Annotated in this window: 22 protein-coding genes and 1 riboswitch; of the genes, 9 read left to right on the top strand and 13 right to left on the bottom strand. The window is 39.1% G+C overall.

Features of this window, described 5'->3' with window-relative positions:
* Positions 1–9: 9 nt before the first annotated feature.
* Together CEQ83_RS18560 and CEQ83_RS18555 are read right to left on the bottom strand one after the other, a co-directional pair.
* Entirely contained in the window at positions 10–651 is a 642-nt protein-coding gene (locus CEQ83_RS18560) for a pyridoxamine 5'-phosphate oxidase family protein (RefSeq protein WP_098113604.1), read from the bottom strand.
* A gap of 123 nt (positions 652–774) precedes the next feature.
* The gene (locus tag CEQ83_RS18555) at positions 775–1,029 is read right to left on the bottom strand and encodes a hypothetical protein (protein WP_223546214.1); all 255 of its coding nucleotides are present in this window, start codon (positions 1,027–1,029) and stop codon (positions 775–777) included.
* 277 nt (positions 1,030–1,306) lie between these two features.
* On the opposite strand from CEQ83_RS18555, the gene CEQ83_RS18550 reads away from it, so the two are divergent.
* The gene (locus CEQ83_RS18550) at positions 1,307–2,317 is read left to right on the top strand and encodes an aldo/keto reductase (RefSeq protein WP_028414966.1); all 1,011 of its coding nucleotides are present in this window, start codon (positions 1,307–1,309) and stop codon (positions 2,315–2,317) included.
* 485 nt (positions 2,318–2,802) lie between these two features.
* Positions 2,803–2,906: riboswitch (purine riboswitch) on the top strand.
* Positions 2,907–3,062: 156 nt separating this feature from the next.
* On the top strand, positions 3,063–3,941 hold the full coding sequence (locus tag CEQ83_RS18545) for a 5'-methylthioadenosine/S-adenosylhomocysteine nucleosidase (protein WP_028414965.1): 879 nt from the start codon (positions 3,063–3,065) through the stop codon (positions 3,939–3,941).
* A 130-nt stretch (positions 3,942–4,071) separates the two neighbouring features.
* Here CEQ83_RS18545 and CEQ83_RS18540 read toward each other — a convergent pair whose 3' ends face one another.
* Positions 4,072–5,568: a gluzincin family metallopeptidase gene (locus tag CEQ83_RS18540; RefSeq protein WP_098113606.1), complete on the bottom strand. Its 1,497-nt coding sequence runs from the start codon at positions 5,566–5,568 to the stop codon at positions 4,072–4,074.
* A 205-nt stretch (positions 5,569–5,773) separates the two neighbouring features.
* On the opposite strand from CEQ83_RS18540, the gene CEQ83_RS18535 reads away from it, so the two are divergent.
* A complete protein-coding gene (locus CEQ83_RS18535) occupies positions 5,774–7,324 on the top strand; it encodes an ABC transporter substrate-binding protein (protein WP_028414963.1) in 1,551 nt (516 codons plus the stop codon).
* A 55-nt stretch (positions 7,325–7,379) separates the two neighbouring features.
* On the opposite strand, the gene CEQ83_RS18530 is transcribed toward CEQ83_RS18535, so the two are convergent.
* From CEQ83_RS18530 to CEQ83_RS18515, 5 genes are all read right to left on the bottom strand, one after another.
* The gene (locus tag CEQ83_RS18530; protein ID WP_098113607.1) at positions 7,380–8,114 is read right to left on the bottom strand and encodes a class I SAM-dependent DNA methyltransferase; all 735 of its coding nucleotides are present in this window, start codon (positions 8,112–8,114) and stop codon (positions 7,380–7,382) included.
* Positions 8,115–8,364: 250 nt separating this feature from the next.
* Positions 8,365–9,090: an AbrB/MazE/SpoVT family DNA-binding domain-containing protein gene (locus CEQ83_RS18525; protein ID WP_098113608.1), complete on the bottom strand. Its 726-nt coding sequence runs from the start codon at positions 9,088–9,090 to the stop codon at positions 8,365–8,367.
* Between the two features lie 481 nt (positions 9,091–9,571).
* Positions 9,572–9,727: a hypothetical protein gene (locus CEQ83_RS27220; protein WP_014458731.1), complete on the bottom strand. Its 156-nt coding sequence runs from the start codon at positions 9,725–9,727 to the stop codon at positions 9,572–9,574.
* 142 nt (positions 9,728–9,869) lie between these two features.
* A complete protein-coding gene (locus tag CEQ83_RS18520) occupies positions 9,870–10,070 on the bottom strand; it encodes a hypothetical protein (RefSeq protein WP_028414960.1) in 201 nt (66 codons plus the stop codon).
* 22 nt (positions 10,071–10,092) lie between these two features.
* On the bottom strand, positions 10,093–10,614 hold the full coding sequence (locus CEQ83_RS18515; RefSeq protein ID WP_014458733.1) for a ferritin: 522 nt from the start codon (positions 10,612–10,614) through the stop codon (positions 10,093–10,095).
* A gap of 293 nt (positions 10,615–10,907) precedes the next feature.
* Between CEQ83_RS18515 and pgaC the strand changes: the two genes are divergently transcribed.
* From pgaC to CEQ83_RS18495, 4 genes are all read left to right on the top strand, one after another.
* Complete coding sequence (pgaC, locus tag CEQ83_RS18510) at positions 10,908–12,164, top strand: poly-beta-1,6-N-acetyl-D-glucosamine synthase (RefSeq protein ID WP_034328181.1); 1,257 nt, start codon at positions 10,908–10,910, stop codon at positions 12,162–12,164.
* Positions 12,122–12,583: a poly-beta-1,6-N-acetyl-D-glucosamine biosynthesis protein PgaD gene (gene pgaD / locus CEQ83_RS18505; RefSeq protein ID WP_028414958.1), complete on the top strand. Its 462-nt coding sequence runs from the start codon at positions 12,122–12,124 to the stop codon at positions 12,581–12,583. The genes pgaC and pgaD overlap by 43 nt, the downstream gene beginning before the upstream one ends.
* Positions 12,580–13,446 carry an intercellular adhesin biosynthesis polysaccharide N-deacetylase gene (gene icaB / locus CEQ83_RS18500; RefSeq protein WP_028414957.1) on the top strand — a complete coding sequence of 289 codons (867 nt, stop codon included), beginning with the start codon at positions 12,580–12,582 and terminating at the stop codon, positions 13,444–13,446. Before pgaD ends, icaB begins: the two co-directional genes overlap by 4 nt.
* A 380-nt stretch (positions 13,447–13,826) precedes the next feature.
* Complete coding sequence (locus CEQ83_RS18495) at positions 13,827–15,542, top strand: putative bifunctional diguanylate cyclase/phosphodiesterase (RefSeq protein WP_049165995.1); 1,716 nt, start codon at positions 13,827–13,829, stop codon at positions 15,540–15,542.
* Positions 15,543–15,798: 256 nt separating this feature from the next.
* Here CEQ83_RS18495 and spoIIP read toward each other — a convergent pair whose 3' ends face one another.
* Positions 15,799–16,983 (bottom strand): stage II sporulation protein P, encoded by a 1,185-nt coding sequence (gene spoIIP / locus CEQ83_RS18490; RefSeq protein WP_098113609.1) that lies wholly within the window; start codon positions 16,981–16,983, stop codon positions 15,799–15,801.
* Positions 16,984–17,173: 190 nt separating this feature from the next.
* Here spoIIP and CEQ83_RS27215 point away from each other — a divergent pair, with 190 nt between their 5' ends.
* Positions 17,174–17,326, top strand: coding sequence for a hypothetical protein (locus CEQ83_RS27215; RefSeq protein ID WP_014458740.1), 153 nt, complete (start codon positions 17,174–17,176; stop codon positions 17,324–17,326).
* 26 nt (positions 17,327–17,352) lie between these two features.
* Here CEQ83_RS27215 and CEQ83_RS18485 read toward each other — a convergent pair whose 3' ends face one another.
* On the bottom strand, positions 17,353–17,739 hold the full coding sequence (locus CEQ83_RS18485; protein ID WP_098113610.1) for a VOC family protein: 387 nt from the start codon (positions 17,737–17,739) through the stop codon (positions 17,353–17,355).
* Between the two features lie 172 nt (positions 17,740–17,911).
* Between CEQ83_RS18485 and CEQ83_RS18480 the strand changes: the two genes are divergently transcribed.
* Positions 17,912–18,439 (top strand): YcxB family protein, encoded by a 528-nt coding sequence (locus CEQ83_RS18480; RefSeq protein WP_034271281.1) that lies wholly within the window; start codon positions 17,912–17,914, stop codon positions 18,437–18,439.
* Between the two features lie 62 nt (positions 18,440–18,501).
* Here CEQ83_RS18480 and CEQ83_RS18475 read toward each other — a convergent pair whose 3' ends face one another.
* From CEQ83_RS18475 to pruA, 3 genes are all read right to left on the bottom strand, one after another.
* Positions 18,502–19,305, bottom strand: a complete 804-nt coding sequence (locus CEQ83_RS18475; RefSeq protein WP_098113611.1) for a YwqG family protein — start codon at positions 19,303–19,305, stop codon at positions 18,502–18,504.
* A 175-nt stretch (positions 19,306–19,480) separates the two neighbouring features.
* Positions 19,481–20,395, bottom strand: coding sequence for a proline dehydrogenase family protein (locus CEQ83_RS18470; RefSeq protein ID WP_014458744.1), 915 nt, complete (start codon positions 20,393–20,395; stop codon positions 19,481–19,483).
* Between the two features lie 72 nt (positions 20,396–20,467).
* Positions 20,468–22,036: an L-glutamate gamma-semialdehyde dehydrogenase gene (gene pruA / locus CEQ83_RS18465; RefSeq protein WP_028414951.1), complete on the bottom strand. Its 1,569-nt coding sequence runs from the start codon at positions 22,034–22,036 to the stop codon at positions 20,468–20,470.
* Positions 22,037–22,559 lie beyond the last annotated feature (523 nt).

The raw sequence follows: 22,559 nt of genomic DNA, 5'->3' as shown, positions 1-22,559 counted from the left end.
AAAGCCGCATTATAGCGGCTTTTTTTCATAGAGGTGCTGGGTTTTGCTTTCTTCGGGATTGTTGCGGCTTTCTAGAGTGGAAAAGCCTGCGTGTTCTGCGACTATTTTAGCTGCGGAAGGAAGCGTTTCGACTCTTTCCCAAGATTCTGGATTCCACAGCTTTGATCGCTTGAATGCTTTGCTACAGTGGAGAAAGCATTCTTGTACTTCGACGCCGATAGCGAGCAGCGGAGCTGTATTGTGAACCGCCATTGTTTCAAGCAGCGCTTTTTCTTTTACAATGCAAGCTTTGCCGTTAATCCGCAGCGTTTCTTCTATGCCTGGAATCAAAAAAAGCAGTCCGATTTGAGGATTAGATAAAATATTTTCCAATGAATCTACTTTTTGATTGCCGCGCCTCTCTGGAATCAACAGCCTTTTCTCATCGACGACTTGTACAAAACCAGGGTGATCACCCCGCGGAGAGCTGTCGCAAATTCCTTTATAATCAGCTGTAGCAATGATAACAAAAGGGGAATGTTTAATAAATTCCCGGCAGTGTCGATCTAAATAAGGAATTATTTTTTGATGCGCCAATTTGTTAGGCGTGCCGACTATACGGCGAAGCTCTTCTTTCGTTTTTACTTGTTCTTTAAAGTGACCGTTTTTCATTCCTCTTTTCACTCCTACTGTATGCGTATACTGAAAATACCATTTTTATATATGAAATACTATATTTTTATATTAAAAAACAGAAAAATCAGTATATTTAAATGAAGTAGAAGTGTTATAACGCTAGCTTCGGTCTTTTTTTAAATTTTTGATTGCGTTATCAAATATGTCATTAACCGTTCTCATATGTTCGCTGACAAGATGATTCGAGTCTTTTTCTCGCTGGCGCATGTCTTTTAACAAATCATCCATATCATCTAGCAAACTTTGAAAATACTCATCTTTTTGTTCTTCTTTCATTGTGGAATCGTCCATTTCATCAAGCTTATCGAGCTTATCTTCAATTTTTTTGAAGTATTCATCTCTCAAGAGTCTCACCTCATTTATAAAGTAGCTTTCTGCTTATTGTATGCAAAATGTTTGTTTGCATGAGTAAGAAGTAGAAAGGGTATAAAGAAAAAAGAGTCTAAAAAGCTCATTTGCATCTTAGTAGGTTACTTTTTAGTTCCCATATTACTTTAAAGTGCGTACTTTTTTTTCGTGTTTGTATGCTTCATAATAAATTTTGTCAGGGAATAATAAGACATTTAATAAATTGATTATACGAATCAAATTCTAAAATAGAGTTATAAAAATTTCAGGAGGTTTTATGAATATGAGAGAGATACTTCAGGGAAAACTAGGTTTTGGAACAGCACCACTAGGCAATATGTATCGCAATATTCCAGAAGAAGAGGCCATCGCAACGGTTGATGCTGCTTGGGAAAGCGGCATCCGTTACTTTGACGCAGCCCCTCTTTACGGAGCTGGCTTAGCAGAAATGCGACTTGGTGAAGCACTATCAAAAAGAAATCGCGATGAGTATGTGCTAAGTACAAAGGTAGGTCGCGTTATTTCAGATGAACTAGAAGACACATCTTCACGTGATATGGGAGAAAAAGGCGGGCTTTTTGAATTCGGCCGTAAAAATAAAATTATTAATGACTATAGCGCTGATGCAACTCTTCGTTCAATTGAGCAGAGCTTAAACCGTTTAAAAACAGATCGCTTAGACTTTGTGTATATTCATGATGTTGCGCAAGATTTTTATGGAGATGAGTGGGTAGGACAATTTGAATCTGCTCGAACGGGCGCATTTCGTGTGCTTACACGTTTGCGCGAAGAAGGAGTTATAAAAGGATGGGGACTTGGAGTAAACCGAGTGGAACCAATCGAAATTATGCTGGAGCTAGAAGAAGCAAAGCCTGATGTATCGCTGCTCGCTGGCCGATACACGCTGTTAGATCATGAACGTGCGCTGCAGCGAGTGATGCCCGAAGCTGTAAAGCATAATATGGACATCGTTGTCGGCGGACCATACAGCTCAGGCGTTCTTGCTGGAGGTACACACTTTGAATATCAAAAAGCGTCTTCAGACATTATGGCAAAAGTAGAAAAAATCAAAGCCATTGCAGATCGTCATCAGATCAGCATTAAGGCTGCTGCTGTACAGTTCTCGCTTGCTAATCCAGCAGTTGCTGCCGTTATTCCTGGCGCCAGTCGTCCAGAGCGTATTGCAGAAGACAAAGCGGCATTAAACACTGTAATTCCGGCAGCCTTCTGGGAAGAAATGCGTGAACAGCAGCTTGTAGCGTCTCATGCACCGCTGCCAATAAACGTTAAATGAAGGTAGAACGGTAAATAGTAAGTAGAAAAAGAGGCTGGAACAAAAGTATTTTAGACGAAGTGAAAAACGAACCATTGATCAAAATTTTTGATTAGTGGTTCGTTTTTTTATTAGGGTGAACGTAGGTTTCACCTGTTTAGATCTTTCTAGCAGGTGATTGGAGGGCAAGACGAAGACTCCTGCGGGAAAAGCGTAACAGGTGAGACCCCGCAGGAACGCAAGTGACGAGGATTCTCATCGACCGCCCGCGGAAAGCGAAGTCTTGCACGGAAATAAACTGCGGTGTCACAAGCGGTTCAGCTCATGTATGCCATTTGTGCGTCTTTAAATTGGATTCATCTCGTTATGTCTCAGCCTCTTTTTTTGTTTTGAGATAGGGGTTTGTCATATATTTAGTAAGAAATGGTTAAATGCGAACGATTTATATGAATAATATTAAAATATTCGCTTTTTATATTGAATAACCATTTTGTATTTGATACATTTAGAAAGTGAAAAATATTGCTCGTATATGCTTGGAAATATGGTCTAAGTGTCTCTACCTGGTTCCCATTCAAAGAACTGGACTACGAGTTAAAGTATAAAAATGTTCGGTTTACCCAGACAGAAGCTGTATTCCGTACTTAATTTCTTATACTTTGACTCTAAAAAACGTAGACCATGAAACATGCTCTAGGTTTTTTTCTTTTGTCCAATCATCGAGTGTATGAAACAGCAAAACGAAATGGAGTGAAAGTAACGATCTATGAAAAACAAGATGTTAAAAACAGGTGCTTTATTTACTATTGGTATGGTTTTACTGCTATCTATACTTGCCGGGTGTAATTCAGCTTCAAAAAAAGAAGCCGGAGATAAACAGAAGCAGAAGCCTATTATTGTGCAAGGGCCGATGCCGATAGAAGCGCAGAAATTCGCTAAAAAATTAGAAAATGTAAAAGAAGAAAAGTCAGGGAATTTTGTTTTTTACAAAGGAACTGTCGACAATTATCCGGTCATTGTGGTTAAAACGGGAAAAGGAATGGAAAACACGGCAGCTGCTACAGCGATAGCTATAGAAAAATACCATCCTAAAGCAATTATCAACCAAGGAACATCAGGCGGGCATGATGAAAACCTGAACGTGTTTGATATTGTATTAGGAAAGCGAACAACGAATATAGGCTCTTTAAAAACAGAAGATAAAAAAGAAGGCGAAGGAATGGATCCTACTGCGTGGAAGCCGATGGATTTAATGGCTTCTGAAGGAAGCGCTGGAGAAGATCCTGATGCTGAAAAAGCTCGTTATTATGAAGGAGATAAGAAGTTACTTGCGGCTGCAAATGCAGTAAAAGATACATATAAAAAAGGAAAAGTGGTTGAAGGAACGATAGGATCAGCAGACACGTGGAATAACGAAGTGGATCGAATTAAGTGGTTCCATACTAAGTACGGGACGTCTGTAGAAGAAATGGAAGGCGCAGCGGCAGCACAAATTGCAGGAAGCTACGACGTTCCATTCTTGGGTATCAGAGTGTTATCTAACAACAAAGTAAACGGTGGAAAATATAATCCAAATACAGCAGCCGCTTGCCAAGACTATGTTTATGAAGTAATTAAACATTATATCAGCACAAACGCTAAGTAAATCTTTATTTAAAAAAGCATCAAAGCTTTTGTTTCTCTAACAAAAGGCTTTGATGCTTTTTTCGTCATGTCTATAGGGGTTTACTGTATTTACGCTATCAAAATTTTATAAAATAAATGGATTGGTAAATTTAAAGTTTATACAACTCTTCATACTTTTTCGTCAAATAATTAATTAACGGCTGAGCATCAATTCTATCTATAGAAAGACCAGTTAATATCTCTTTTGGCGTCTTTAGTTTTCCATACTGGTGAATATGCTGTTTTTGCCAGTCTGCTATAAGCGATAGATTTTGACTCGAAATGATTTCATCAAAGTCAGGGTGGTCTTTGATCACGGCTTCTCTTAGCTGAGCTGCATAAATGAAGCCTATATTGTAGGAAGGAAAGTAGCCAAACGCTCCTCCGTACCAGTGGCCATCCTGCAATACTCCGTCAATGTCCGTTTCTGGTTTGATTCCTAAGTACGCTTCATATTTTGTATTCCATGCGGAAGGAAGATCCGAGACGCGAAGCTTGTCAGCGAATAAATCTCTTTCTAGCTCGTAGCGAATGATAATATGCAGCAGATACGTAAGGTCATCTGCTTGCAAACGAATAAGAGAAGGTGTGACTTCATTTAAGGCAAAGTAAAGAGTTTCAAATGAAATATTACCGTAGATCGCAGGTTCTAACTCTTTGAATAAGTGAGCGTGATTTCTCCAAAACCCTTCATGTTTTCCGATGATGCGTTCCCAAAAAAGAGATTGAGATTCATGCAGTCCCATAGACGTGTATGCGCCTAACCCTGTGTCAAGCAACTCAGAGCTAATTTGCTGATTATAAATAGAATGTCCGCCTTCATGTAAAAACATAAAAGCTGCCAGTTTTACATTGTGTTCGTCGTATCTTACTGCAAGCCTTGCATCGTGAGGGTGAATGCCTGCACTAAACGGGTGGCTAGTGGTGCCTATTTGTCCCGACTTAAAGTTATAGCCAATCGCAGTTAGCAGGTGTTTTCCGAGCTTTTGCTGATTTTCGACCGAAAACGATTCGTGGAGAAACGATGTATCATGTGTAACCGAGGAGCGTTTGATTTTTGTCAGCAAAGGAAGAATAGCATCTTTAATTTGTTGAAAAAGCGAATCGATGGCTTCACTAGAAATTTCAGGCTCATATTCTTCTAAAAGCTGTTCGTAAGGAGCGAGGTGAGGATTACGGTACTCCGCAAATCTTTTATGCATATGAATCAGCTGCTGCAGGTTGTCTTCAACGAGCTTAAAGTTATTTTGCTCTCTAGCCTGTGACCAAAGAGCATGAGTAGAAGCTTTTAAAACAGAAAATTGATGATAGTCTTCCAGTGGTACAGCGGAAAGTTTTTGATAGATATTCCAATAGTGCTGTACTTGTTTTTGCTGTATTTGACTTAGATTTTGTTCTTGAAGATGCTGCAATTCTTTTGCAAAGGCTGGATCTGTTTGCAGCAAATAAAACTCTTTGGAAAGCGTGCCTTGAATGGTTGCATGCTGCTTTTGACTGTTAAGAGGAGCGGATGTTTTTGCGTCCCATGATAGAAGAGATAAAGCTTGTTTGTAGTGTTCAATCGTTGCAATATGTTCTTTAGTATGAAGACGGATGGCAGAGTTCATAATATCCTCCTTTAGATAAAATACTTTACTTATAAACATACTAAGAATTGAGAATTGAAACAAGACAAATTGAATCAGTAATTGCAAAGAAACAGTTTAATTTTGCTAATTTCACAAACAAATGGAAAGGTGGTAGGATGGTTTATATTCCTACTAACCTTACAAAAATAGTGGGTTTTAAAAAGTGATTTTAATTATTGGGGGAATGACGTTGAAACAGGTTAAGGTGAAATGGTTATTATTTATTGTGATTGCTTTATTTGTTGCCGGGTGCAGCAATAATCAAGCAAGCTCAGGCGATAAAAGCACCAGTGCCGCTCAAAAAGACGGAGGTACGCTAAACATTGCGTTTCAAAGCGAGCCAACAACTTTAGATTCTCAGATTACTGGAAATTCTTCAGTTAAAGATGCGGCGCGAAATATTTACGAAGGACTTGTTATTTTTGATAGTAAAGGCAATGTAGAGCCTGATTTAGCAGAAAAAATTGATATAAGCGATGATAAAAAAGTCTACACGTTTCAGCTGCGAAAAGGCGTAAAGTTTCATAACGGAAAGGAAATGACAGCGGACGATGTAGAAGCTTCGATTAACCGCTGGATTAAGCTGTCTTCACTTGGCAAAACAAACTTTGTTGGTGCACAAGTTAAAAGAACAGGAGACTATACGGTTGAGCTTCATTTGAAAACACCGAACGTGAATACGCTGGCACTGCTAGCAGATCCAATTCCGGCAGCCGCTATTTTTCCAAAAGAAATTATCGAAAAAGCACCTGCTGAAGGAGCTACTGAGTTCGTTGGCACAGGGCCATTTAAAGTGAAGGAATGGAAAAAGAATCAATATATCACGCTAGAGAGATTTAAAGATTATTCTTCAAAAGGACGAAAAATTAAAAAGACTCCTCACGTAGATGAAATTAAAATTAGTTTTTTAAGCGATGAATCTACTAGAATTTCAGGCATTACAGCTGGACAGTTTGATATTGCCTTAGGTGTTTCAAGCGACAATGCGGCACAAATTGAAAGTACGCAAAACGTTAAGAACAAGCTGGCTCCAGGAGGATTTATTGGTTTATTTTATAACACGCAAGAAGGGTTCTTTAGCGATTTAAATGCTAGAAAAGCTGTAAATGCCACGATTAATGCAAAAGATATTTTATCAAGTTCATACGGCGATTCCGATTATTATGAACTGACTTCATCGATTGTGAATAAAAAATTTCCTAACTATTACAGTGAAGCAGGAAAAGAAGAGTACAATCAGCATGATGAAAAGAAAGCAAAAAGCTATTTGAAAAGAGCTGGATACAGCGGGCAGGAACTGCGTCTTTTAACTTCACGCGATTATCAAGATCAGTACAATACGGCTGTTATCGTCCAGCAAGAGCTTGAAAAAATCGGTGTAAAAGTAAAGCTAGAAGTGTATGACTGGGCAACGTTTACAGATAAAGTAAATGATCCTAAAGCATGGGATATTTACCCGGTAGACTGGGCGGCGCGTTCAACCATTTTCCAAGGATTTTGGACGTCAGGGGGCGCTCCTGTTGAGAAATCAACAAAGTACTTAGATAAAATTAAAGCGGCTGCTTCTGTAAAAGATGCGAGACCAGCCATTGATGCTACGCAGAAATACGTATGGGATGAGCTTCCGTTTACGTTAATTGGTCATAAAGTCAATATTAACGCCGTGTCTACACATGTAAAAGGCTATGATTTTAATTTAGGCCCTGTATTTTATAACGTGAGCGTGAATAAATAACATATATTAAAGAAAGTTACGAAGACCCTTTGCCGGAAAGCAAAGGGTCTTTCGTTTATCTATTTTTCACACCGCTCATCAGTAAAAACAAAGGAATACGCATTCGACGCTCGTAAGTTTCAGCGCTGTCGAAATGTTCATTTTGAGGACATGCTTCTGTTAAATTTGTAATGGTGAATCCACTTTGCTGCATCAAAGAAAAGTACTCTTCAAGCGTGCGATGATACTTTTGAACGTATCCACCCATCCAGTGCTGCTGACGGAATCCCATGAAGAAATAGTTGTCCACGGTCCAGTTTGTGCGGAGAGCGGAAGGCTGAAGAGTAGACGTAATAACTGGATGTTCAACGGAAAAAATAAACCTTCCTTCAGGTTTGAGTGCTTGATTTACTTTAGTGAAAATGGAAGCTAAGTCTTCTATATAGTGAAGAGACAGTCTTGCGGTAACTAAATCATATTTGTCACGGGGCGGAGTATAGTGCTCCATCGGTTCATGGATCACTTCTGCATTTGGATAGTTTGAAAGCTGTTGCTGAGCTGCATTTATCATATTGATAGAGCCGTCTACTCCGGTATAAGAGAAACAGCCTTGTGCAAGAAGCTCCGCACCAAATCCAGCGTTTCCGCACCCTAAGTCTAAAACGTTTGCATTTGCAACATCACCTAGAAGCTGTAAAATGGCCGGTTTTTCAATCGTATCGTTGGCATTTTCTTTTTGCTGCCGGCGTTTTGTATAGGCCAAAAACGTCTCGTCATTATCATAAAATTCAGCTCCTGTTGAGATCTTCAACTAAATCAGCCTCCTTTGTCCAAAGTACCTTATTATAGTCATATATTCAAATTAGTTACAATGATTTTGATGGATATGGAAATGGTGTATTATTTTGGAGATAGTGCTATCATGTGGAGTAACCGGCTTGTACACGTTTATGGAAGATAAGTCTAAAAGCTAAGAGTTGAGTATAGAAAGGGTCAGTCTATACTCAACTCTTAGCTTTTGCTTTGAATCCATAGGAAACCATTTGTTTTTGGCGTCGTTCTTATTTCGGTAATTTTTCAACAATTGCTGCGTCTATTTGCTGAGATAATACGCTGCTAATCTCTTTTTCATTTTCCACTTTTTCTAAAATTAGCTGCTTATTGCCCTTCTTTATTTTTAACATTGTACCTGAGTGAATAGAGAAATCATCTCGCAGCTTTTTAGGAATAGTAAGTCGAAAACGGTCATCAATTTTTCGAGATTGAGCCGTAAATGTTAAAGACGTTTTCTGACCAAAACTCATTTCATATTTTCGAATCACAATGTTATTTTCTTGGTTAATAAAAAATTGAACCTCCATGTTTGCACCCAATTCGACTGACGTTAACAGTTCAGAAGTGAGCTGAATCTGCCGTCCGGTTAATGTTGCATAATAAGGAGGAGGTGCCACAGGTTTTTGTGAAAGCGCTATCGTTTTTTCGTCTCTTTTTTTCATAACAATTTGCTGTTCTACTACGTATAGTTCTACATAATCAAATGGCTTAAGTTCATAGTCATCTCGCAGGGATCTTGGAATGACTATTCTACCCATATGGTCAATTGTTCGAATGAAGATATGAGAAGGAACGGGGACATTTTCATCATGATGATCAATAATAATCCAATCATCACAGCTCCGTAAAAGAACTTTGTCGTTCGTCTCGAGTTTCGTTAGTTGCATAAACAAAGAAGGAAGGGATACTCTTCCCATTTCATCAATTATACACTCTTCTTTTTTTGTACGCATCTTGCTACTTAATCCTTTCTAAAAACAGTTTAGATGGGGTATGTTACTTAAATTACACAGCATTTATTTCTTTGTCAAATGAAGCAAATGAGTATTTATTCATCCTACAGATTGAGAAATACAGGAAGTTTGACCTCATTCAGTAGATGCACAGCTTTCCCGTGTAAATGGTAATCATCTGAAGAAAACAAGTTAATCTATAATTGAAAAAGCATAGAATAAAAGCGTTATTCTTTCTTTTGGTTTTATTGCAAGAAGAGAAAGAAAAAAAGGCTTAAAAAGGGCCAATACCCTATTTCTAAAGAGTAGATGTAGGTTTTTAATCAAAAAATGCCGCGGAACTCAGTCTGAATGATGAATAGATTTATGCATATTAAGCCTAGAAAAAAATTTCAAGCAGTGCTTTTTTTACTTGTTTTGGAGAGCAGTTATAGTTGAAGAATAAAGAAAAAAGCTCAATGTAATGAGCTTTGAGCTAATTTTATCGTTTTTCAACCAGCAGTAAGATGAAGGTAGCAAGCGGTCCTAAAGCAAGAGATAATAAGAACCAGTTCAGACCGGTTCGATTTTTACCTTGCGCTAATCCGGCATTAATTAGAGCCAGCGTTCCCCATCCTACAACGTATTGATTATCCATATGACACCCCGCTAATATTATTTCTTTATATGATTAATAAATTTTATATTAGCATAAATATCCATATTTTTGATTGGAATTCCTGAATTAGGTGGAAAAGCAGTGAATTTCTTCATGAAACAAAATTCCTGTTTTCCTCCACTCAGTGAAGGTAGTAGTGAATAAGAGAAGGGTGCACGTAGTACACGTGAACGTACTGAGGGCGATGATAGTGAAGCTGATGCATATATTGATTCATAAGCCTTTGAATGGCGTCGTACACATTGGGCGGATAGCCGTAATAGCCGTGATGAATCCCAACTCGAAACAAGGAAACGGGAGGCGTGGTATTGTTTTTGTACATTGTTCGGCAATCTTCTGCGCGTTTAACCTTGCGCAGCTGCTCCGCCCGCTGCCGGCGCAGCTTTTCGCTGTCCTAGTTCTTGATCGAGTATAAAAATAGCTGCAGGGTTATTTTGAGCAATTTTTAAGCGGTCTACGATTGTCTGAGCCTGAGCTTCTTCATCGACTTGTTCTCTCAAAAAGTCCTGCACGATGACTAGGGTTTGAGGATCGTTCGCTTGGCTGATAAATTGAAACGCTTGACGATAAGAATTTGTGACGAACTTTTCATGCTCCAATACTTTTTGAAACGTTTCTAACGGTGTCCCAAACTCACTTGGCTGAGCAGGTAAAGAACTTAATTCAACCGTTCCGCCGCGGTCAACTAAGTAGTCAATAAGTTTTAGCATATGAGTGCGTTCTTCTTCAGACTGCAGGCGTAGCCAGCTGCCCATTCCTTTATAGTTTAATCGATTCATATAGTTAGACATAGCTAGGTACAAAGTTGAAGAGACGTGTTCAAGTTGAATTAAGTTATTGAGCAGTTTTTGAATTTGTTCGTTCATATTTGTTATTCCTCCTTAGGGAAAGAATTTCTTTCATATACTAGCTGCAACCCTCACGTTTTTTATGGTGAAAGAAATCTATAGTGATACTATATGTCACTTCTTTAAGTAGGTAACTTGCCCATCCTTTATTGGTGCTTCTTACTTACATAAAGGGGTTGTATAATATAGGAATAAACGTAGTTTAAAAGACTCTTTTTTTAGATGGTTAAAATTACTATGTTCTATTTAACCAATTTAATGATAAAATTGTCACTCTGTGCAATTTTAATTGGTATGAAGGAGTCAGAAAAATGAATATGCAACACGTATTAATACCTGGATTTGAAAAGCTCGCGAGCTTTGTTTTCTGGTATCCATTTATTATGTCTTTATTTTGGATTGCGGGCACGCTTATTTACATACGCTATCGCGACCGAGATCCTAAAGTTGATTTTTCAACAGTTGATTGGCCGTTAGTGAGCTTTTTAGTGCCTTGCTATAATGAAGAAGAAACGATTGAAGAAACGCTTAAGCACCTTTTGGCGTTAGATTATCCGTCTAAAGAAATCATCCTTATTAACGATGGAAGCACCGATGGAACAGCTGATATTTTAAAGGAAATCAGCAGGAATCACCCTGAAGTTCGTGTGATTCAGCTTTATGAAAATAAAGGAAAAGCCAACGCGTTGCATTTAGGTGCGCACGCATCTAAAGCTGAGTTTTTAATCTGCTTAGATTCAGACGCTATTTTAGATCAAGACGCTCCGTATTATCTAATCCATCATTTTCTTCATAAAGGGGAACGGCTGGGAGCCGTTACCGGAAATCCGCGCATTCGAAACCGTAATACGCTGCTGAGTCGCATTCAGCTAGTTGAGTATTCTTCTATTATCGGTTCTATTAAACGAACACAGCGAATTTTAGGAAAAGTAATGACGGTCTCAGGCGTAGTAGTGGCTTTTCGAAAGAAAGCACTTGTGGACGTCGGGCTGTGGGATCGTGACATGATTACGGAAGATATCGCCGTAAGCTGGAAGCTGCAGCAGCGCTTTTGGGATATCCGCTATGAACCGCGGGCATTGTGCTGGATGCTTGTGCCCGAAACCTTAAAAGGAATTTGGAAGCAGCGAGTACGTTGGGCTCAAGGTGGGCAAGAGGTAATGCTTCGCCACTGGAAAGTGTTATTAAAATGGAAGCAGCGCAGAATTTGGATTGTATACCTAGAGCAGTGGATCAGTACTCTTTGGTCATTCGCATGGCTGTTTGTGACGATCATGCTGCTTGTTACCGCGAACAGTCCTCAAGACATACTGTTTTGGTTTACGTTTACGTCATTTTCCCTTGTATTTATGAGCTTAATTCAGCTGTTTATTGCGCTGAAAATTGATTCGAAATACGACAACGTGAAGCGGTATTACGTCTGGGCTGCATGGTACCCAGCGCTTTACTGGATTGTCAATACGATTGTGGTAGTGGGCGCATTTCCTCGTGCTATCAGATCTAGAGTGAAAGGAGGCTATGCCACATGGAGCAGTCCAGACCGCGGCTTAACGAAGAGCAAATCATGATTCAAGCTAAGCAGCCTCTTGCTCGATTCGTGATAAGCATCATTGTTTCATCTGTTTTTTGGATGTATTGTGCCATTGTTCTTTGGTTTTTCCTTTCAGCTGTTATCGGCGTAAATGACCGTTACAGCGGGGTATTAAAAATTGCGTTCAAAACGACGAACGGCGAAATTCGAACGTTTTTAGTAATTGGACTCGCTATTTTTTGCTTCTTTTTCCTGGCTCTGTTTTTATGGAGATTCTACAACAAAAAGAGATTTGGAAGCTTAAACCGACGAAAAGAGCCGGCGTATACGAGTATTAAAGATTTAGAGCGTCTTGAGCTTTTATCGAAGGATCAAATTCAAGAGCTTCAGCGTGCACAGTACATCGAGTTTGATGTTAATCCGTTAAAACATACTGAGGAGAGGAAGCACGCATGAAGAAATATGTATTCTTTCTTTTAATTGCGGCAGCGGTAGTTGGCTTTATTTTCTTTAAAGTAGTGAACTGGGAAGATAAGGCGAAAGCAACAACGACCGTGGAGCCAGCGCTTGAGACGAACGGATGCTTAGGCTTAAATTATCATCGCGTGCGCAAGCATAATTGGTTTAATCGAATTGTCAGCTCAGTTACAAAGTCTGACGAACTGACAGAGTACAGCGTCTACAGCAATGATTTTGAACAACAGTTAAAAAAGCTGAAGGAACTTGACGCTACGTTTGTTACGCCAAAAGATATTGAAACGTATCAGCAAAAAGGCACGTTTCCAAAACGCTGCGTATGGATTTCATTTGACGATATTGACCGTACCGTGTATCAAAACGCTTTTCCAATTTTGAAAAAGGAAAACATTCCGTTTACGCTATATGTAATCGCAGGACAAGTGGGAGCAGAGGACTTTCAAAATTTAAATATGGCTTCATGGAGTCAGCTAAAAGAAATGAAAGACAGCGGCCTTGCGACAATCGGTTCGCATACATATGATATGCACCGTTTAGAAGAAGACAAGCCTTTATTTCTGACGCCTGCTAAATACAGCGCGTTTGCTCGTGATTTACGAAAAAGCAAAGAAACGATTAAGAACCATTTAGGAATAGACCCCGTTTACTTTGCCTATCCATACGGCAATACGAATGATGACGTAGCTAAGATTGTGAAAGATGCTGGTTTTCACCAAGCAGCTATTTTAGCCCCTCATGTTATTACAAAAGACAACGATCCGTATTATCTTAACCGGATTGTTGTGTACAACAAAACCTTTCAATATCTTATTCTTCCGTGGCTGACGCGTACGAGCTCATGAGAAGAAAGTGAAAAAAGCCTCTGTCTAAAGCAGAGGCTTTTTTCTGTTTACCATCAAAAGGTATGTCAATTACGTGAAGAAAGTACACTTTCATTTCTATAAAAATCATTTTAATGTTACCATAGAAAAGTTGTGATAACAGATATGGATAAACGAAACTATCTATCAATCCTTTTACAAACTGCGTGTAAGAAGTTTGTAAAGGTGTAAAGAGGAAAAGCGGCAATTGTACGCTTACTATTTTACGAATGTAAGGCAATCGGACAAACTAATTCACTGTCCATTGCTAATTAAATTGTATTCATTATTCACGATTCCTCTCTATCATTTCGTCATGGGTTTTGTTTTATCGTTAAAATTTTGATAAAGGTGTATAGGATATGGAAAACAGGCATTTTGAATATAAATTTAAAGAAGCGCTGAAAAAACTAAATGATATTGAACTTGCGTTAAATGAATCATCGATTGTAGCGATTACAGATAGTCGCGGATTCATCAATCACGTGAACGATAAATTCTGTGAAATTTCTAAATATGAAAGACATGAGCTTCTCGGTCAAGATCATCGTATTATTAATTCGAAACATCACTCAAAACGGTTTTTTAAAGAGTTATGGAGTACAATCAGCTCAGGTAAGGTCTGGCACGGAGAAATAAAAAACAAGGCAAAAGACGGTTCGTATTACTGGGTGGATACAACCATTGTTCCATTTTTAGATGAACGAGGAAAACCGTATCAGTACGTATCAATTCGCAATGATATTACAAAGCGAAAAGCATATGAAGAAAAAATTAAGCAAATGGCTTATTATGATCCGTTAACTAATTTACCTAACCGCTACTGGTTAAACAAACAGCTAAAAAAACTGTTTTTAGATGAAGAATCTCCAGAACTGCTGGCTATTTTATTTTTAGATTTAGACCGCTTCAAATCAATAAATGATACGCTTGGCCATCATCACGGCGATGTGCTGCTGAGGCGCGTAGCAGAAAGATTAAAAAAATGTATTCCGTCCTCTGATTTTATCTCGCGGCACGGGGGCGATGAGTTTATTTTAGTGCTTCATACACTAAAAACTGTTGAGGAAATTGAAGAAATGACCGAGCAGATTGTAAAAGAAATGTCGCTTCCTTTTTATATAGATGGAGATAAAGTGCTAACCTCTACAAGCGTTGGCATCAGCCTATTTTCAAAGGAATGTCAGCAGCATATTATTCCAAAAGACGCAGATGAACTAATTGACAGGTTAATTAAGCAAGCAGATATTGCGATGTATGTAGCAAAACGAAATGGGCGAAACACATATGAAATGAGTTCTTCTTCATCAAATGAAAAAATCATTAAAACGATTAGCATGGAGAATGAGTTAAAGTATGCGTTAGAAAGAAATGAGTTTCAGCTCGTTTATCAGCCGTTAATCGATTTGAAAACGTCTGATGTCATAGGGGCAGAAGCGCTTATCCGCTGGAATAGCGCAAAATTTGGTACTGTCTATCCAAATGAATTTTTGCCCATTTTAGAAGAAGTTGGTTTGATTGTACCGGTTGGCAAATGGGTATTAGAAGAAGCATGTCAGCAAATGAAAGCATGGACGGAGATAAATTTAAAAGCGAGTAAAATAGGGGTGAACGTGTCACCTATTCAGCTGAAGTCCTCACGATTTGTAACGGACATGGAACAAATTTTGAAGAAAACGGGCCTTGAGCCGCACTTTCTAGAACTTGAAATCACCGAAAGCGTTATTCAAAACAGTCAAGAATCGAAAAAAGTGCTAAACCGCCTGCGGAGTCTAGGGATAAAAGTGGCGATGGATGATTTCGGAACGTGCTACTCTTCTCTCAGCTATCTTAAACACTTGCCAATCAATACGTTAAAAATTGATAAATCATTTATTGATGACTTAGATGAAGTTGGAAAAGTGCTGGTGGAAACGATTATTCAAATGGGGAAAAAACTTAATTTTGCCCTAACCGCAGAAGGAATCGAAAACGAAGAACAGCTGCAGTTTGTGACGGAACAAGGCTGTCATATCGGTCAAGGCTATCTATTTGATAAGCCGCTTTCTCCTGAGGAAATGAGCCGTTTGTTGAAATGAAGGAAAATCCTATGTACGGAAAGAAGCTCTTTAATAGAGCTTTTTTTATGGTTTTTAATCGTATGTAAGGAGTGAGAAAGTCGTGAAAGAGTACGTTGGAATCTGCACGATATGTCAAAAGAACGTGTACTGTTTAGAGGGATTTTTGAACGGTGTGGTTGTTGAAGGGAAGCTTGTCTGCTTTGCGTGTGAAGAAAAGGAGAAGCGTGACTCTCATAAAAACAAAAACTAGCTACCTGGGGTAGCTAGTTTTTGTTTACTGCGCATTCACTTTTTCAGCTTGCCAGTAATACTCGCTGAACACATCAGAAAAGGCTTTGACGGTATTTGTGAGTTCTTCCATATTGTTATCGACGCCGCCTACTTCAATTAAAATGGAGCGATCGGATAAGTCTTGATTATACAGGCCGTTATTGCCGCTTGTTTTCTTTTTACTTAACACTCCGCGGCTAAGGCCTGGATATTTTTCCTCTAGCTTTTCATGAATCGCTTTGGCCATTTTTACATTTTCATCAAATTTCGGGTTGGCTTCACCTAATACAATCATTATTTTAGCGTACGATTTGCCGTTGATAGTAGCCGTTGTTTTTTCTTGGCGCAGTGAATCTCGATGAATATCAATTAAATAATCGACGTCTTTGTTTTGCTGAAGAGCCGTTTCCACCACGCTGCGAGACATCGCATAGGCTCGTCCTGTACCCCAGCCTTTTTCATTCAGCTTTTGCGTCATATTAGTTGTATCTACTTCCGAACCGATTCCGTCTGCTTTTAATTCCATTCCTAGCATTTGACCAACGAGCGTGATGTTGGTTTTGTTATCAACTGCTTTATTTTCGTTCGCTTCACCTTGCATACCAAGTAGAGGGAAATAAGATTCCCAGCTGTGCGTGTGGTAGATGTATACAACTTTTCTGTCTCCCGTACTTTGCTTGGCCTGTGTTTGAGACTGTTTTTTATTTTCTTCGTACGTTTTGCTTTCAGCAGGATCTAAATCACGTTCTCCTGAAATGCTTTCGAGCGGAGGAGCTGATTCATGAGGAATGGTTGTATAATCCGTTCCTTCACCGGCTAATAGAATATGAGAATCAAAAATAGAAAAGCCGGGCAGTTCTGATCCAAATAGACTTCTTGTATCTGCCACGCGAATGTTCGTCGCCAGCTGCAGAGCGACAGAAGAGAGAGGAGGCGGAGAGAAATCTTCTTCAAAGGCATGAGAGAAATGATGGTTTTCCGTATGCATGAAGTAGAACAAGCTTTGGGCTTTATAATTTGATAGTGCTTGATAGACAACGTTCGAGCGCAGCGTATGCTGAAGAGTTGAATACGTGACGGTAAAAATAGCGGCAGATGTTAAGAGAACAAATAGTATAGCGATAATTAATGATTTATAAGAAAGAATCCAAAAAAGCTTTTTAGGCTTTTCAGTGAACTTGTTTTTCATAGAGTAAGCCTCCTCTAATAAAATTTTGAAATCAGCGGATGAAAACTCTAAGAGGAGAATGTTATGTATCTACTATTTACTCTATTAAAAAGAAATAGAAATATGATAGAAACCACGATATTTAACACAACATAAAAAAGTTTATATTAGGGCATACTGTAAAAAAACGGTGCGTATTGGAGCTGGTTAGATGAACGACTCATGGGTTTATCATCATTTTATTAATACACTTTTATTTCCTTTAGCAATGTTTGGCGTGGCATTTTGTTTGCTGGGGCTGTTGCTATACATGCTGTGGAAAGAAAAGCAAAAAGAAGGACCAAAAGAAAACAAGAGCTCTTAAATAAGAGCTCTTGTTTTGTCGAACATTCAGTTAGAAAAAGGGAGATTCACTTTCTCTAAAAACTCTATTCGGTTGTCAAAAGGATCAGCCACGTAAATTCTTTCGACGCCGGGAATGTTTTGGTCTTCTATAAAAAAAATACCGAAGCTAGTCAGATGATCTTTGAACGCAGGTAGATTTTTAACGTGAAAGCCTGGATGCGCTTTTTTAGCGGGTGAAAAGGCAGGTTCCACACCAATATGCAGCTGATAAGAACCGAATTCAAACCACACGCCGCCGCGTTTTTTAAGACTTTCCGGCTTTTCAATTTCTGTTAAGCCAAGAACAGTTCCGAAAAAGTGTCGTGCTTTGCTTTCTGAATGCGGTGGTGCAGCTAGCTGAATATGATCAATATGCGTCAGTGTAAAAGTCATAAACATTCCCCCTTAACTAGTAGAGTACTAGTTAAGTTTACGTGATGTATCACTGTAAATAAATGATAAAAAGTTGATGTGTTTCATAAGAAAAGCTTATTATTTTATATACATATAACACCAAATGAGGTATATTTTATTTTGTTGTTATTTAGAAGAATTGGAGATTAATATGGAATATCACTATACGTTAACAAAAGATGATTATGTGGCTTTTAATATGCATCATGCTCAACATTCGGAAAGAGTACAAAAAGTGCTGAAAGTTCAGCGATGGATGTCACTTATTTTTCTTCTTATTCCTTTGCTTGTTTCGTGGGTTGAAGGAGAGTTTTTACTTGGCATGTTCGTAGCATTTGCGCTGCTTGCGGTTCTTTGGTTTTTATTTTATCCGAAGTATTTTTACGGAAGTATTAAAAAGAACATTATAAAGGTAATAAATGAAGGAGATAACAGCAGTCTGACAGGTGAGCATACTATGATGGTTACGGAAGATGGCTTGGTAGAGAAAAGCTTAAAAGGAGAAGTGAAGACTCCTTGGTCAAGCATCACTCAAATTAGAGAAACCGATGAACATATCTTTATTCTTGTTAGTGCAATGAGCGGATACGTTATTCCTACAAGCGCATTTGCAGATGTAAAAGCGCTACAGCAGTTTAAAGAAACGCTGAATGCTGCAAGGGCTGGAAAAACAGGCTGAGTAGTAAATAATAATAATGTAAAAAAACGCCCTCCTAGATACTTTTCTAAGAGGGTGTTTTTTTAACAGCAGTCCCAGTTGTACAAAACATCTTTAAAGTTACGGTTGCGAAGGTCTTCTTCTTTAATGAAGAAATTGGCCACTCCCGCATCACCAAACATAATATCCGCTTCGTCGTCCATGGCGAATTGAAGAAGCAGAACGTTATATGCGCGCAGCGCTTCATCGTAGTCCCTTGGATCAGTTTGAGTGAAAAAAGCGTATCCGCCCATTTTATGATACTCGCCCGTCACTTCATCCCAGTAGATTTCTTCCGTTTCTTCATCGTCAAAAAAACCTGGTTCTACAGCGTTATAGCGATAGTCAGTAGGGGAAACGGGTTCGCTTCTTATTTCAAACTGTAAGCCCACTTCTTGAGGAATAGGAAACATATCTCGGTCAATGTCTTCAAGATACGAAAAATCGGTTGTTAACTTTTTTTCGTCAGTTATTACGTCTTCATAAAAAACGACGCGAAAGTCTTTTTGAGATGTAGGATGGTCAAATTCAAGTCCGTACACATCGCCGGCGTTTTCATTATCAGCTCCACAAATAAAAAATTGAAGCATGCCTTGAGAGGGCATATTTTCATAGGAAGGCACGTCAGAAAAATTGATTTGTGCCATCAGGAGCATCGGCTTGCCCTGAGAATCAAGAGGATGATTTGCTTCTAGAGGAAGGTAAGGGTTGCCGCCAAACTTGCTTTCATATAATTTTGGACTGTTCATAACCGTATGGATGTGGATGTAAGGCTTACATGTTTTTTCGATTTCTGTTCGGTAAGGTTCTAGCTTAGGAGGCAGTTCTAATTTTGATAGAGGATTCATGTGTATTCTCCTTTTTGTTTGGAATTAAAAAGAACGTTTGTTCGTATTTTGATTTTACCTTAATACATACTGAAAGGGAAGAGAAATCGTATAAAAAAATCCCTTTGCAGATGCTTCTGCAAAGGGTACAAAGAAATGATAGCGTTTTCATTATGATACTTACTGAATAGATTGCTTATTTAGAAAAGAATCCTTTTAAAGCAAATGCGACGTTTTGCGGTCTTTCGGCTAAGCGGCGCATAAAGTAGCCAAACCAGTCGTTGCCAAATGGAACGTATACGCGCATTGTATAGCCTTCTTTTGCAAGGCTAAGCTGCATATCTGTTCGGAATCCGTACAGCATTTGAAACTCAAACTGCGTGCGCGGGATGTTGTTTTTGTGAGCGAACTCTTTTACTTTTGCAATAATATTGTGGTCGTGAGATGCAATAGCCGTGTATGTTCCGCTAAGCAGATGCTCTTCAATAATTCGCATATAGTTCTCATCAATTTGGGCTTTGTCTTGAAACGCCACGGTTGGTGATTCTTGATACGCGCCTTTTACCAATCGAAGAGGAACTCCTTTTAGCTCTTTTACGTCTTGTTCAGCGCGGAACAGGTAAGCTTGAATAACTGTTCCGACATTATCATAGGTCTCGCGAAGCTCTCGTAAAATATCTAGCGTCATTTGACAGTGAGCGTAGTCTTCCATGTCGATTCGGACAAAGTTATCGTATTTTTTCGCCGTTTCAACAATACGGCGCATGTTCTCAACGCAAAAACTGCGGTCAATATCTAAACCAAGCTGCGTCATTTTTACGGATAAGTTACATGTTACACCGGCTTGGCCCATAGCTTCCAGCGTTCTGACGTTATATTGAGTTGCTTCGATAGCTTCTTCTCTGCTTGAAACAAATTCCCCTAAATGATCAAGCGTACAGACAAGTCCTTTTTCATTCAGTTCTTGCACTTTTTTAATCGCATGTTCAATTGTGTCGCCAGCTACCACTTGAGCTGCACCAAAGCGAAGACCCCATTTTTTCGCCGCTTTGTTTAGCGCTTTATTTTGGGAAGCGTGAAGAAACACATTTTTAGATACCTCTGCTAACATAAATATCTCCCCCTATAGAAAAAATCCCTTGTTGTTTTAAGATAGAGCAGCCTAGGGCTGCTCTACTGAGTATTAAAGCGTTGTGCTTGTTGTTTTTGCTTGTAAGTGCAGAATCAAGTAATCAGGACCGCCAGCTTTTGAATCTGTTCCTGACATATTAAACCCGCCAAACGGCTGGTACCCAACGATGGCACCTGTACAACCGCGGTTGAAATAAAGGTTTCCAACGTGGAACTCTTCTTTCGCACGCTCAATGTGTTCAGGCGTATTTGAAAGAAGGGCACCTGTTAAACCGTAGTCAGTGTTGTTCGCAATTTCCATCATATGATCGAAGTCGCGCGCTTTGCAGAATGCTACGACTGGGCCGAAGATTTCTTCTTGCATTAAACGTGCTTTTTCATCTACATCTGCAATGATCGTAGGCTGGATGAAGTAGCCTTTTGAATCATCTGCTTCTCCGCCCGTCATTAAACGGCCTTCTTCTTTACCGATTTCAATGTACTTTGTAATTTTGTTGAAAGAAGCTTGATCAATAACAGGTCCCATATACGTGTTCACATCTTCAGGGCTGCCCATTGTTAATGTTTTTGTGAGCGCAACTGCTTTTTCAAGAACGATATCGTATACGTCTTGGTGAACAACCGCACGAGAACCTGCTGAACACTTTTGTCCAGAGAAGCCAAATGCTGAATACACAATAGAAGAAGCAGCTAAATCTAAATCAGCATCTTTATCTACAACGACCGTGTCTTTACCACCCATTTCAGCAATAACGCGCTTTAGCCAAATTTGACCAGGCTGTACTTTTGCTGCGCGTTCATAGATGCGGCAGCCTACTTCACGCGAGCCTGTAAATGAAACAAAGCGTGTTTTTGGATGATCTACTAAATAGTCGCCAATTTCGCTTCCGCTTCCCGGCACGTAGTTCAGTACGCCGTCTGGAAGGCCGGCTTCTTTCATTACTTCTACAAATTTTGCTGCGATAACCGGCGTGTTGTTTGCTGGTTTTAATAGAACTGTATTTCCTGCTACGATCGCTGCTGCTGCTGTTCCAGCCATGATCGCTAGCGGGAAGTTAAACGGTGAAATAATAACGCCGACACCAAGCGGAATGTAGTTAAATTTATTTTCTTCACCTTCGCGGCTCTCAACAGGCGCGCCGTCTTTTAGCTGCACCATTTGGCGAGCGTAGTATTCAAGGAAGTCAATTGCTTCTGCTGTATCAGCATCTGCTTCATTCCACGGCTTTCCTGCTTCTTTTACAAGGTAAGCTGAAAATTCATGTTTGCGGCGGCGAATGATGTCCGCTGCGCGGAAAAGAATGTCAGCGCGAGCTTCCGGCGCTTCTTTTTTCCATGTATTAAATGTAGAAAGTGCTGCTTGCATTGCTTTTTCAGCCAGGTCTTGATCTGCTTTTGACACGCGTCCGATAACTTCTGCTTTATTTGCTGGGTTAATGGACTGAATTTGATCTTCTGTTGTAATGAATTCTCCGCCAATTACAAGAGGATAGTCCTTTCCAAGCTCTGATTGTACAAGTTCTAATGCAGATTCAAACGCATCTTTGTTTTCAGCAACCGTAAAGTCCGTGAAAGGCTCGTGTTTGTATTGTTTGATTTCGTTAATATTCATTGTGTTCATTTTCATTACCCCTTTTTTAGAAAATTTACAACATAATTAATATTCCAACACCCTATACCTGTATTATAATCACCTTATTCTCGTTTTGTACATAGTTTTTTAACAAAAATGTTCAAAAATTTTTAAAATAAACACTTTTGTTTAAAAAGCCAATAAAACGATGTTTTTTATAGCGATTTTGAACAAAAAGAAAAGAAAGGGATATGAGTAAGTAGATGAAAAGATGTTTTGAAGTGAAGAATTACGATAAAAGAAAGAGTTTATCGATAGTAAGGTAAAATACTTTTTCGATCAAAAAACAATAGACAAAGTTGTTCAAAATAAATTATCATATAATTCGAAAAGTGATTTTGTCGAATGAAGCTGACTTTTGCGTTAAGTGAAAGCTTCATTTGCATGCACAGATAGAAGGAGGGTAGGAAAACGGCAGTTATTTGTCCATGATTTTGTAAGGGCTTACATATTTAACGCGCGATGCGAAGAACGTGTAATTCTTTAAATGACGGTTTCTATGAGGAGGATT

Origin of the sequence: Priestia megaterium, assembly GCF_009497655.1 — a bacterium.
Taxonomy (GTDB): Bacteria; Bacillota; Bacilli; order Bacillales; family Bacillaceae_H; genus Priestia; species Priestia zanthoxyli.
The sequence above is the reverse complement of the archived record's forward strand: the minus strand, read 5'-3'. Positions and strand labels throughout refer to the sequence as shown.